Source organism: Brucella tritici (genome assembly GCF_008932295.1).
GTDB classification, from domain to species: domain Bacteria; phylum Pseudomonadota; class Alphaproteobacteria; order Rhizobiales; family Rhizobiaceae; genus Brucella; species Brucella tritici.
Genome location: NZ_WBWA01000007.1, coordinates 109,754 through 122,150 on the forward strand (window position 1 = coordinate 109,754; position 12,397 = coordinate 122,150).

A 12,397-nucleotide genomic window follows, 5' to 3' on the forward strand; every position below is an offset into this window, starting at 1 on the left:
GACAGGTTATAGAAACATCGACTGTGCGACAGCCCATTCAACCCATCTGGAGGAACACGTGCATTTTGCGTCAGACAATTGGGCAGGCGCCCATCCCAAAATCGCCGAGAGCCTTTCATTGCATGCAGCAGGCTTTGCGGCAGCCTATGGCGCAAGTGAAATCGACAAGCGTGTAGAACAACGCTTCAACGAATTGTTTGAGCGCGAAGTTGCCGTGTTCTTTGTCGGAACCGGAACAGCCGCCAACTCGCTGGCGCTCGCCAGCGTCAACCGCCCCGGCGGGGTATCGCTGGTCCACCGTGAAGCACATGTCATTGAGGACGAATGCGGCGCGCCTGAATATTTCACCGGCGGCGCACGTCTGCATCCGATTGACGGCGCGCATGGCCGCATCGACCCCGAGCTTCTCAAGCGCGAACTGAAGCGGTTCAATCCGGCATTCGTCCATGCCGGACAGCCCATGGCCGTCAGCATCACGCAAGCGACCGAAGTTGGTACGCTCTACCAGCCCGAACATATTGCCACCATTTCCGAGATCTGCCGCGATGCCAGTCTGCCGCTGCATATGGACGGTGCACGCTTTGCCAATGCGCTTGTTTCGCTGGACATGACGCCTGCCGAAATGACCTGGAAACAGGGCGTAGACATCGTTTCCTTCGGGGGTACGAAAAACGGCTGCTGGTGCGCCGAGGCATTGGTCTTCATGGACCCGGCCCGCGCCAAAGACCTGCCGTTCATCCGCAAGCGCGCAGCACAGCTCTTTTCCAAGACACGCTTTGTAGCAGCGCAATTCGATGCTTACCTGCGAGACGATCTCTGGCTGGAACTGGCACGCCACTCCAATGCGCTCGCCGCGCGCCTCGCCGGTCATATCAATGCGTCGAGCCAGATGCGCCTTGCCTGGAAGCCGGAAGCCAATGAGGTCTTCGCCATCATGAAACAGTCGGTCTATGACCGTCTGCGCAATGCCGGAGCGATTTTCTACGACTGGAACCCGCCGCATTCGGAAGTGAACCGCATCAGCGACGGCGAAATTTTCGCCCGCTTTGTGACGAGCTTCGCCAACACGGAAGAAGATGTCGACCGGTTCGCCGACTTGATCGCCTGACGCTCTTTCGTATCTGTCAAAATGAAAAAGGCGGCGCTTCAAGCACCGCCTTTTCTTATTCATTCTCAACCAAGCTTAATGCGCGGTTTTTGCCTCGATCTGCTGAGCGCTGTCGGAGCCAGCCTTGGTAACTTCGATCTTGCGCGGTTTCATCTGTTCAGGAATCTCACGCTTGAGATCAATGTGCAGGAGACCGTTCTTGAGGCTCGCACCGGCGACTTCAACGAAGTCAGCGAGCTGGAAACGGCGCTCGAACGCACGCGAAGCAATACCACGATAGAGAACCTCACCGATATCGGAAGCATTTTCATCTGCTTTCTGACCCTTGATGGTCAGCTGGTTGCGATGTGCTTCGATTTCGAGTTCGCTTTCGGAAAAGCCCGCGACCGCCATGGTGATGCGATAGGTGTTTTCACCCGTGCGCTCGATATTATACGGCGGATAGGACTGGTTACCCTCCGGCGAAGCGAGCGTATCAAGCATGGTGAAAAGCCTATCGAAACCGACCGTGGAACGATAAAGCGGGGAAAAATCTACGTGACGCATGTATTAGCCCTCCTTTAGAGCGACATGATGCTTGTTTCAGCATGACCTTTTCCGAAGGGCGCTAAGCGCATTCGGGATCATACACGGCGGCGAAATTCCCTTCTGGCGAATTCCTTGATGCCGGCGGTCCCTTTCAGGCGACCGCAAAACTCATTTGGGAACGGTGCTTTTTCATTTCAAGTCCACATGCGCGTGACGATCGCGAAAGGTAAGCCTACACGGGCTGTCACGGCGCGTAATAACTCCTGATCCATAGGGGCCTACATTTTGGGGATTCGCCGCACAATGAACCCAAAATGAACATCATCTTTGGCGAGCGTTCAGCCGCTTGGGGCTAATGTCCCACCATGCCTGCTGCAAAGCGGGTTCATCAAAGGATCACGGTTATGAAAAAAGCTGTTCTCGCTTTTGCCGCACTTGCCACCGTCGCAACCGGTTTTGCGACATCATCCCTTGCAGCCGACAGCGGCCTGCGCGTTCAGGTTCAGTATTATGATGATGACGGCTATCGTCCGCCGCGTCCTTATCCAGGCCCGCGTCCCGGTTGGGATGGTGGCCCGGACCGCCGCCCAGGCTGGGGCGACGACTATGGCCGTCGCGAGATTATGGGGCCGCGCCGTATCGCACGTTCATTGGAACGCCGCGGCTATGATGTCGGCGATATACGCCTTAACCGCGACACTTATTTCGTTCGTGCCACGAGACCCAATGGTCGCCGCGTCATCGTGATGGTCGACGCCTATTCAGGCCGCATCGTCGGTGAACGCCGTCCCGGCGGGTACTAAGCGCTTTCCTAAAATTCTTTCTACAGACCAGCCGGCGTAACGTCCCTTGCACCGGCTGTTCTTTGAGCCGGAAGTTCGTTCTCGAACTTCCGGTTACTTTTTATCATCAATTGCCCCATTATGCTGGAAGCAAATATCCCGATCTGAAACAGAAAGGCTCGCAATCGGATGTCGGAACTGCTTTTCGAAACCGATGCGAATCCCATTCCACACGGAATGAAGGCTGGCCTGCTTGAAGTGAGGGGCGGTAAGAGCCTGCGCTATGCCATACTGAAAGCGGAAACAAAGCCAATACGGGGAACGGTTGTCCTGCTTCAGGGACGCAATGAGTTCATCGAAAAATATTTCGAAACCATGACCGATCTCACCGCACGCGGTTTTACGGTCGTGACGTTCGATTGGCGCGGGCAAGGCGGCTCGCACCGGCTGCTGAAGGATCGCCAGCGCGGTTATGTCCGCAGTTTCGACGACTATTCCGACGATCTCGACCTTATCCTTGACCAGATCGCTTTGCCCGACTGCCCCCCGCCCTTCTACATCCTCGGCCATTCGGCTGGTGCGCTCGTGGCGCTTTCCTCAATGGGCAGGCTGACATCACGCATCAGTCGCATGGTGCTTTGTGCGCCCTTCATGGGGCTTGATGGACAAAAGCTCAGCGATGACAATGTACGCCGCATCGCGTCGGCCTTCCGATGGCTCGGCCTCGGCCGGGTTTATGCCTCCGGCGGACGCAGGCTGGCCTCACGCCCTTTTGCAGGCAATCCGCTGACCAGCGACCCGGCGCGCTTCATGCGCAATATGGAAATCCCACGTCTTAACCCGGAACTTGCGCTTGGCGGTCCGACAGCTCGCTGGCTCTGGAGCGCTCTCGAAACATCTCGGCGCATTAATCAACCGGATTTCTATAGTGGCCCCACAGTGCCCGTTCTCATCATTGTCGCTGGCGCAGATCGCGTGGTTTCCACATCGGTGATCGAACGCTTTGTTGCGCGCACGCGCAATGTCTCGCTGACGACAATTACCGGCGCACGTCATGAGATGCTTCAGGAAGCCGACTTTTATCGTGAGCAGCTCTGGGCCGCCTTCGATGCCTTCATTCCCGGATCGTCGGAAGTGGAAACCATGCCGGAGACGATTGAACCCTTGGCCTCCGGTATTTAAAGCGTGTCGCGCCTTATCATATTCAAACGACACGCTTTGAGCTTTCATTTTTAAGCATGTCTCCCAAAAGCAGTTCCCATTTTTGGGAGACATGCTTTAGCTATTCAGCAGATCAAGCGCTGCCCTGTGCAGTTCAGGAGAAGCGGCTGCCACGACATCGCCACCCTTCTCCGCCGGGCTGCCATCGCGTTGCGTCACCACGCCGCCAGCCTGCTCAATCAGCGGAATGAGAGCGACAATATCATAAGGCTGCAGACCCGCTTCAACGACAATGTCGGCAAATCCGCTTGCCAGCATCGCGAAGGCATAACAATCAACCCCGTAACGGGACAGCCGAACAGCGCCTTCCAGCCGATCAAATCCCTTGCGGCTTTCGCCTTTGAAAAGAGCGGGCGTCGTCGTGAACATCGTTGCATCGGCCAAGGCGGCATTCTTGCGAACCGACAGGCGGTGAGGCACGTCTTCGCCGCCATGGCGTACGAGATAAGCGCCATTACCATCGCTGTAGAATAACTCACCCGTGAAGGGCTGCGACATCATTCCCGCTTTGGCATCGCCATCAACAGTCAGCCCCAGAAGCGTGCCCCAGACCGGCAGGCCGGAAATGAAGGCGCGGGTTCCGTCGATAGGATCGATGACCCAGACATGGCTGCGGTCAATATTCTCCGGCCCATATTCTTCCCCCAGAATACCATGGTCGGGAAAAGCATTGCCGATAACTGCACGAATCGCACGCTCCGCCGCCCGATCCGCTTCGGTTACCGGATCGAAACCGACGCTATATTTGTTATCGATTTCCGTCAGCTGACGAAAACGCGGAAGTGTTTCGCGTGCTGCGGCAGCAGCCACTTCAGAAAAAAATGCCTTGTCGATCAGCAACCCCGAACTCCTGTTTCCAAGACATGGCGCATACTTGTGCAAACCATGCTAATTTTGCCTACATAATGAGCACACTGAAATTCGCTCAAAAAATATGCGCATTTTCTTGACGTTAACGCCATTCAGACGTAACTTAAATCCCAGACAGGTTTTCCTGTCGATGCCTTTCGGGGCATTTCCTCCCTAGTCTTTGACCGCGCTCGTATCGTTCGGGCGCGGTTCTTTTTATCTGCGAGAAGCGCTCGACGGAACGAATTATTCCGCAGCTAGAGGCGGCGCGATAAAGAGATCATCCGGCAGGGGTGTCAGGTCGCTCAGGAACCGGTGCAGATCGGCACAGAGCGTTTCGAAACCGGCAAGCTTGTGCAGGTTCTGCTCGTTCACATAGAGACTGCGATTGATCTCAATCTGCAGGGCATGGCAGGCCATAGCAGGCCGTCCGTAGTGTTCCGTGATAAACCCACCAGCATAGGGCTTGTTGTGTGCGACGGTGTAACCCAGATCCTGCAGCAGATCGATGGCAGCCTGCGTCAGCCTTTCGCTGCAGGACCGACCGAAACGATCACCGACAATGAAATCCGGACGCGATCCGATTTCGCCGGGTCGAGTGCCGCCAGGCATCGAATGGCAATCAATCAGAACCGCATAGCCAAAACGCTGGCGCGTGGACTGAAGCAATGCATCAAGCGTCTGGTGATAAGGCTTGTAGAGGCCCTCGATGCGATAGAACGCTTCGGCGAGCGGAATGCGCCCCGGATAGATCAGCTGACCTTCGCCGACCAGTCGCGGCACTGTGCCGAGCCCGCCTGCAACGCGCGCCGACTGGCTATTGACGAAAGGCGGCAACGGCTCGGCGAACATGCGCGGATCGAGCTCATAGGCTTCACGGTTCACATCGAGAAAAGCACGCGGAAAATGCGCTTTGAGCAAGGGAGCACCGAGCCGCATGGCCGAAGCAAAAAGTTCATCGACATAGCAGTCTTCCGAATGGCGTATGCTCAAGGCGTCGAGACGCGAGGCCTCAATGAACGAATGCGGATAGTAACGCCCGCTATGCGGTGAATTGAAGACAAACGGAATACGCTGTTCCGCCGGAGCGCATATCTCGAAGGGCGGTATCAGACTAAAATCGCGCTCCAAACTCATTCTTCACCCGTTTTCGGCCGGAACATTCAGCCATTCGACGACGATCCACGTCAGTATTATAACAAATTACGTCAGACGGCCCATGCGTGCAAATGGCTGGCAGCCGAATCTTCCGGCCTTTGCATGGCGTGCATATGCGACAATCCTGTCACACTGAACAGCTTGTTGCCAAATACACGCCACAACAATTAACATTCGCGCGAGCATTCATTCCATATTTACCAAAGAAGCGTTTTCTACGGTGGATATTGAGTCGTTAAGGGTCAGCTTTTGGGCGATGAACACGACACAGAATTCGGACGGAACAATGAAGAGAATCCTTCTAGCTGAAGATGACAATGATATGCGCCGCTTCCTCGTCAAGGCGTTGGAAAAAGCCGGTTATCACGTAACACACTTCGACAATGGCGCGAGTGCCTATGAAAGATTGCAGGAAGAGCCTTTCTCCCTTCTGCTGACCGACATTGTCATGCCGGAAATGGACGGCATCGAACTGGCGCGACGCGCGACAGAAATCGACCCGGATCTGAAGATCATGTTCATTACTGGCTTCGCCGCTGTCGCCCTCAACCCCGATTCGGATGCGCCGCGCGATGCAAAGGTGCTTTCCAAACCATTCCACCTGCGTGATCTGGTCAACGAAATCGAAAAAATGCTGATCGCCGCCTGAGGCGATCCCGCAGATTCGCGGCCCTTTGTTTTGTCATCAACAAAAAGACGAAAAAACTTCATAAAAGGGCATTGACGGGCGCAACGCGATATGGTGTATGCGCCACATCGAATGGGCGTGTAGCTCAGCGGGAGAGCACTACGTTGACATCGTAGGGGTCACAGGTTCAATCCCTGTCACGCCCACCATTCGATCTCCAAATAAATCAACTACATAGGATCAAGAAGCGCTGCGTGTATGAAGCGCTCTTCAGGTCCTCTGAACATGTAGTGATCCTATCGGTTATTTGAACTAATCGATACGCCGTCTACGGCAGAAACCACGTGACATCCCCATCGCAATACGTGAGCAAATGGCTGTTGTTCGTCGCAGTTGACATTGCTCGAACGCAGTTCAAGCGCTCTGTCGGAATGCCGACAATTAGGCAAGCTGAATTGTTCAACGCCCCCGCGCAAGTCGCCGCTCCTGATGTTCGCTGAACTCGCAGGATATGAGCGCTAGTCGGTTACTAATTATTTTTCACCGAAACCGCATGCCTTTTACAGGACGTCAATGCAGTGGGAAGTTAATTCCATTTCCCGGAAGAACACGCAATCTTCTTTCCTTCATTACCTACAAAAATTGTAGATTATAGACCCTCTCATAAAGGAGGATCTCATGCCCAAAACACCATCCAATTCCATCGAACTTGGCACTGAAGCGGCCAGTTTCCTCCTGAGCGACGCGAATGGGAAAGCGCACAAGCTTTCCGATTTTAAAGGCGCACCGGCGCTTCTTGTCGCTTTCATCTCCAATCGCTGCCCCTTCGTGCAACTCATTCGGAATGAATTTGCATCCTTCGCCCGCGAGTATCAGAAGAAGGGCTTGCAAGTGATTGCCATCAACAGCAACGACGCCGAAACACACCCCGACGAGAGCATTGAGGCAATCAGCCGGGAAGTCGAAGAATTCGGTTACTCGTTCCCTTATCTGAAGGACGAGGAACAAACGGTCGCACTGGCTTATGGCGCAGCATGCACGCCTGACCTTTTCCTTTTCGACGGCAATCGCAGGCTCGCCTATCATGGCCAGTTCGATGATGCCCGACCGGGTAACGGCAAGCTGGTAACGGGCAATGATCTGCGCGCTGCGACCGATGCAATACTTGTGGGCAAGAAACCCACAGCAGAACAAACGCCCTCGATCGGCTGCAACATCAAATGGACTGCCGGAAACCAACCGTCTCAGTTCTCCAGCGTCGCATGACAACGCTGCACGGTCACAAACCGGCACAATGTTTTCTGGAAATCTCGATGTCATTGAAGCGAAAAGACCTGACAAGCAGTGATCCGCTGCATTTGCAAACGGATGTACTCATCCTGGGAGGCGGTCCTGCCGGCGCCTGGGCTGCTTTGTCGGCCGTGCAGAGGGGAGCCCAGGTCATCCTTGCTGACAAGGGTTATTTAGGTACCAGCGGCGCAACGGCACCATCAAATACCGGCACCTGGATCGTGCCGCCAGGGGACAACCGGGCTCAGATCATCGAGCGGCGCTGGCAGAGTACCGGTAATCTTGCCGATCAGCGCTGGATGCTGCGCACGGTCGATCAAGCCTACGAAAATCTGCTCAAGCTCGCCGAATGGGGATATCCATTTCCCGATGGTGAAGATGGCAGGCTCTATATCGCCAATCTACGCGGGCCTGACTATATGGCCTTCATGCGCCGACGTGTTCTGAGAGCCGGCGTTACGGTGCTGGACCATCATCCGGCTCTGGAACTCTATTTCGACGGTGAGGCAGTTACAGGCGCGGCCGGAATAGATCGTCATCGCGACCGCGACTGGCGCATTGAGGCTGGCGCAGTCTTGCTTGCAACAGGCGGATGCGCGTTCCACGAACGCATACTGGGTGCCACCACCCTCACCGGCGACGGCCATCTTATGGCAGCCGAAGCCGGCGCAAGCCTTTCCGGCATGGAGTTCACGGGCAAGTATACTCTGGCCCCCTTCGGTACGTCCCTCAATAAGGGGTTACCGTTTCGCTGGGCTTCGTTCTATCGGGAGGATGGCACCCCAATTCTCGATAGCGACGGCAATCACCTGCAGAACGGTATCGGCGAGCGTGAGAAGGAAATTGCCAAGGCAATGATTGACGCCCCCGTTTACGCGGTGCTTGATCAGGCGGAGCCCGCCTTGCAGGACTGGTTGCGCCGTGGTCAGCCGAACTGTTTCGTGCCCTATGACAGGATGCCGGTCGATCCATTCCGTGATCCATTCCGCGTTACTTTCCGAGCCGAAGGAACTGTTCGCGGCACCGGCGGTATTCGTATCGCCTCATCAGATTGCGCCACCGACGTTGCCGGTCTCTATGTCGCTGGAGATGCCGCGAGCCGCGAGCAAATTGCGGGAGCCACATCCGGCGGCGGCGGACCTAACTCCTCTTGGGCGATCGCCAGTGGCTGGTGGTCCGGTCAGGGTGCCGCGTTGCATGCCAAGCGTCGAAGCGGCAAGGCCTTCAAGCGCCATTCCAGTCCGCTTGGTAAAGCAGGCCTGCGTCCCGTCTCGACAACCAAAAATTGGCTCACGCCGAAAGATGTCATCGACAGTGTGCGGGCTGAAGTCACGCCCCTGGAAAAGAACTATTTCCGCGAAGGCAACCGTCTGCGGGTCAGTAGCGAAAAACTCAACGCAGTCTGGAACGACGTCAAAAACCATCTTTCAGGAGTAGGCCCCAATCGCCTGAAGGCGCGCGAAGCAGCAGCAATTGCAGCATCCGGACGTTGGTCAGTGGCGGCAGCACTCGCCCGCAAAGAAAGTCGCGGCATACACCGCCGAAGCGACTTCGAAGGCAACGAAATGACGTTTGCGCGACCCATCACGTTACGTGGGATCGACGACATCTCCGTCTCGACCGCGCCTTACAGTCGGCGGGAGATGGCGTCTTGATCGAGATTGTTTCCCAAAGCCGCTGCGTAGAATGCGATATTTGCGTGAAGGTTTGTCCGGCCGACGTCTTCGATGCGTCTGATAGTGCCCCCGTCATTGCCCGTCAGGATGATTGTCAGACCTGCTTTCTATGCGAGATTTATTGCCCAACGGACGCGCTTTACGTCGCCGAACGCGCCGATGGCCCTCTTTCGATAACGGAGGCGGAAGCAGAAGAGCGAGGACTTTTCGGTAGCTATTCGCGCGCGCTGGGATGGAGACGCGGGAAACCGGGTGGGTCTGAGCTCGACCCGACACATCGCATCCGCGTTGCACAAGTCTGAATGGAGAACCGCGTGGACCGCATCACAGTAACCGACGTTCACAAAACTTTTCAGTTGAAGCCCGGTCAGTCGGTCCAGATCGAGGGTCGAAGCTCGGACCGCGTTACCGTTCTGAATGGGGTCAACCTTGCCATCCGGAAGGGTGAGTTCATTACATTGGTGGGTCCGAGCGGCAGCGGCAAATCCGTCTTGCTCGATATTATCGGTGGTCTGACCGAGGCATCCAACGGCATTGTCTCAATCGATGGCAAGCGTATCGTCAAGCCGGATCCGAAGACAGGCTACGTCTTCCAGCAATATGCCCTTTTTCCATGGCGCACCGCTCTGTCCAACATCGAATATGCGCTGGAGGTGCAGGGCATCGCCAAGCGGGAGCGCACCGAAAAGGCGCGATACTTCCTTTCGCTGTTCGGGCTCTCCGGTTTCGAAGATCGTTTTCCCAATCAGCTTTCGGGCGGCATGCAACAGCGCGTTGCAATCGCCAGAGCTCTTGCCACGGACCCGGAGGTTCTGCTCATGGATGAGCCCTTCGCGGCACTCGACGCACAGACCCGGGAGATCCTTCAGACCGAACTGCTTCGTATCTGGGAAAAGATCAATACAACCGTTGTCTTTGTTACCCATTCGATTGATGAGGCGATCTATCTCGCGGACAGGATCGTCGTCATGACGGCACGCCCAGGCACAGTGAAGGAGATAATAGACATTGATCTCCCGAGGCCTCGCGGCAGCGATATCCGCGCCAGCTCCCCATTCAATGTGCACCGTAGCCGCGTGTGGGAAGCGCTTCGTGACGAAGTCAACAAGGCACAAAAAGACTGGGCGCTGTCGCCTGACTATACCCACTGAAGGAGCTGATCACCATGGCATATGTAGCCGATAAGACTGCATTCGGTACGCGCCATTCTTCCAATAGTGCGAAAGGGCGGACTTGGAATCTTAAGCGGCTGGAGTTCGGCACCCTCACATACGGCTTGCCGTTGCTACTGGCTTTCCTGGTATTGTGGGAGATCGCGCCGCGGCTCGGCTGGCTGAATCGCATCTTCTTTCCTCCACTGAGCGAAGTCGCGCTGGCATGGTACGCGATGCTGCTGGACGGAACGCTTACGGCCAATATCGGCATCAGCCTGCAACGAGCGGCAATAGGTTTCATTCTGGCCGTTATCATTGCGGTACCGCTCGGCTTTCTCATGGGGCGCTATCCCCTGTTTGAAAAAGTTTCCGACTTACTGGTGCAAACGCTGCGTAACACGTCGCAATTTGCGTTGCTGCCCGTTTTCATTCTGCTGCTTGGTATCGGCGAAGCGTCGAAGATTGCGATCACTTTCTATTCGTCGGTCTTCTTTCTGTTGATCAATACAATTTCGGGCGTCAAATCCGTCGATCCGCTGTTGTTAAAGGCGGCGCGCTCGATGGGTACATCGGACATCGACATGTTCCGGAAAGTCATCTTGCCAGCCAGCATTCCATCAATCGTCTCAGGCATGCGGCTTGCCGTCAAATCCTCGATCTTCGCTGTGATTGGTGCAGAGATGCTGGCGGCAAAATCCGGCCTCGGATTTTTGATCCAGCAATCGCAGCTGATGATGGAAACTGCCGATATGTATGCCGGCATCATAACCATGACGGTGATCGGACTACTGGTAAACTATCTGCTGGTCTGGTTCGAACGCTGGTCCACCGTCTGGCAAGGCAATTCCGATACCTCCCACACCTGAGTTCGCACCAACATCAACTGGTCTCAAGGGGAACACCATATGACCATTTTTAATTCTCCCATCCTACGTCGCGCTCTGTTCGGAGGCCTCTCAGCACTCGTACTTGGCAGTGTAACACTGTCATCAGCCGCATTGGCCGATGAGAAGCCAAATGTGATCCGCATCGGCAGCACAGCACCCGGCCATTTGAAGTTTATCCTCGAAAGGCATAACGGCACACTTGCCAAAGAATTTGAGGAAGATGGCATCAAGGTCGAGTTTATCGCATTCACCAACGGCGGTTCTGAAGCAACAACCGCGCTTGCCACCGGAGCGGTAGAATTCATTTACACCGGCAATAATCCGGCACTCCGGGTCGCTGCGGCCGGTGCTGACGTCAAGGCCATCGGTCTTTCAAGCTTCATCAAGGAAAACGGCTCAGCGATAATCGTCAGCACAGGCTCATCAATCCAATCGCTGCAAGATTTGAAGGGTAAGAAAGTCGCCTATCTCACCGGGACAGTCCGTCATTCAGTCTTCGCCAAGGCCCTCCAATCGGTCGGATTGTCGCTCAGCGACGTGGAATCTCTCAATCTCGCCTTTGATGCTTCAGGCCCGGCACTCGTACGCGGGGATGTAGATGCCGTTGTCGAAAGTGGCGACGTCGCCGCAAAACTCGTCGAAACAGGTCAAGCGCGAGTCATCCTCGATGCTTCCTCGCATCCCGAATGGTCGGCCCCGTTCTTGATTTCAGCGAACGGGGACTTCGTTCGCAAATATCCCGAGCTCGTCAAGCGCCTCCTGAAAGTCGATATCGAAACGGCGCGTTGGGCCGACGCCCATCCCGAAGAAACGATCAAGATTTTCGTTGCCGAAACAAAGTCGTCGGAAAAGTCGGTTCGTCAGACCTATCGGAACAATGTGTTTTATCAAGACCCCAGAATTACCCCCGAGGCGCTCGCGTCGCTTAAAGGCGAAGAGCAATTCATGGCCGATGCCAAACTGCTCAAGGGTTCAGTTGACTACGACAAATGGATTGATACCAGTTTCCTCGATGCTGCTTACAAGGAAGTCGATGGGAAGCAATCCAACTAAATTGAGTGGAGAGAAGGGAGCATGTCACCGCAACACACTCTCCGTGGCAGGCAGTTCTCGTTC

General features: G+C 55.4%; 13 protein-coding genes and 1 tRNA gene. 11 read left to right on the plus strand and 3 right to left on the minus strand.

Annotated elements, in window-relative coordinates:
- The first annotated feature begins 58 nt into the window (after positions 1-58).
- On the plus strand, positions 59-1,108 hold the full coding sequence (locus tag F9K91_RS09790) for a threonine aldolase family protein (protein WP_151556383.1): 1,050 nt from the start codon (positions 59-61) through the stop codon (positions 1,106-1,108).
- Between the two features lie 75 nt (positions 1,109-1,183).
- Here the strand turns inward: F9K91_RS09790 and F9K91_RS09795 are convergent, their stop codons facing one another.
- Positions 1,184-1,654, minus strand: coding sequence for an Hsp20 family protein (locus tag F9K91_RS09795; protein WP_151556384.1), 471 nt, complete (start codon positions 1,652-1,654; stop codon positions 1,184-1,186).
- A gap of 386 nt (positions 1,655-2,040) precedes the next feature.
- Here F9K91_RS09795 and F9K91_RS09800 point away from each other — a divergent pair, with 386 nt between their 5' ends.
- Together F9K91_RS09800 and F9K91_RS09805 are read left to right on the plus strand one after the other, a co-directional pair.
- Positions 2,041-2,439 carry a hypothetical protein gene (locus tag F9K91_RS09800; protein WP_061347694.1) on the plus strand — a complete coding sequence of 133 codons (399 nt, stop codon included), beginning with the start codon at positions 2,041-2,043 and terminating at the stop codon, positions 2,437-2,439.
- A 168-nt stretch (positions 2,440-2,607) separates the two neighbouring features.
- Positions 2,608-3,600, plus strand: coding sequence for an alpha/beta fold hydrolase (locus tag F9K91_RS09805; protein ID WP_151651911.1), 993 nt, complete (start codon positions 2,608-2,610; stop codon positions 3,598-3,600).
- A 96-nt stretch (positions 3,601-3,696) separates the two neighbouring features.
- Here F9K91_RS09805 and hisN read toward each other — a convergent pair whose 3' ends face one another.
- Positions 3,697-4,479 (minus strand): histidinol-phosphatase, encoded by a 783-nt coding sequence (gene hisN / locus F9K91_RS09810; RefSeq protein WP_151556386.1) that lies wholly within the window; start codon positions 4,477-4,479, stop codon positions 3,697-3,699.
- Between the two features lie 255 nt (positions 4,480-4,734).
- Positions 4,735-5,625, minus strand: a complete 891-nt coding sequence (locus F9K91_RS09815; protein ID WP_151677701.1) for an N-formylglutamate amidohydrolase — start codon at positions 5,623-5,625, stop codon at positions 4,735-4,737.
- Positions 5,626-5,932: 307 nt separating this feature from the next.
- Here F9K91_RS09815 and cpdR point away from each other — a divergent pair, with 307 nt between their 5' ends.
- The 8 genes from cpdR to F9K91_RS09855 all read left to right on the plus strand — a co-directional run bounded on the left by cpdR (position 5,933) and on the right by F9K91_RS09855 (position 12,334).
- The gene (cpdR, locus tag F9K91_RS09820) at positions 5,933-6,295 is read left to right on the plus strand and encodes a cell cycle two-component system response regulator CpdR (protein WP_002966536.1); all 363 of its coding nucleotides are present in this window, start codon (positions 5,933-5,935) and stop codon (positions 6,293-6,295) included.
- Positions 6,296-6,408: 113 nt separating this feature from the next.
- Positions 6,409-6,483 (plus strand) — tRNA-Val (locus tag F9K91_RS09825).
- A 469-nt stretch (positions 6,484-6,952) separates the two neighbouring features.
- The gene (locus tag F9K91_RS09830) at positions 6,953-7,540 is read left to right on the plus strand and encodes a thioredoxin family protein (protein WP_151677702.1); all 588 of its coding nucleotides are present in this window, start codon (positions 6,953-6,955) and stop codon (positions 7,538-7,540) included.
- Between the two features lie 47 nt (positions 7,541-7,587).
- Entirely contained in the window at positions 7,588-9,219 is a 1,632-nt protein-coding gene (locus F9K91_RS09835; RefSeq protein ID WP_151677703.1) for an FAD-dependent oxidoreductase, read from the plus strand.
- Complete coding sequence (locus tag F9K91_RS09840; protein WP_151558525.1) at positions 9,216-9,542, plus strand: 4Fe-4S dicluster domain-containing protein; 327 nt, start codon at positions 9,216-9,218, stop codon at positions 9,540-9,542. Before F9K91_RS09835 ends, F9K91_RS09840 begins: the two co-directional genes overlap by 4 nt.
- Positions 9,543-9,554: 12 nt before the next feature.
- Positions 9,555-10,391 (plus strand): ABC transporter ATP-binding protein, encoded by an 837-nt coding sequence (locus tag F9K91_RS09845; protein ID WP_151677704.1) that lies wholly within the window; start codon positions 9,555-9,557, stop codon positions 10,389-10,391.
- A gap of 14 nt (positions 10,392-10,405) precedes the next feature.
- Complete coding sequence (locus tag F9K91_RS09850; protein ID WP_151677705.1) at positions 10,406-11,260, plus strand: ABC transporter permease; 855 nt, start codon at positions 10,406-10,408, stop codon at positions 11,258-11,260.
- Positions 11,261-11,299: 39 nt separating this feature from the next.
- Positions 11,300-12,334: an aliphatic sulfonate ABC transporter substrate-binding protein gene (locus F9K91_RS09855; RefSeq protein ID WP_151558519.1), complete on the plus strand. Its 1,035-nt coding sequence runs from the start codon at positions 11,300-11,302 to the stop codon at positions 12,332-12,334.
- Positions 12,335-12,397 lie beyond the last annotated feature (63 nt).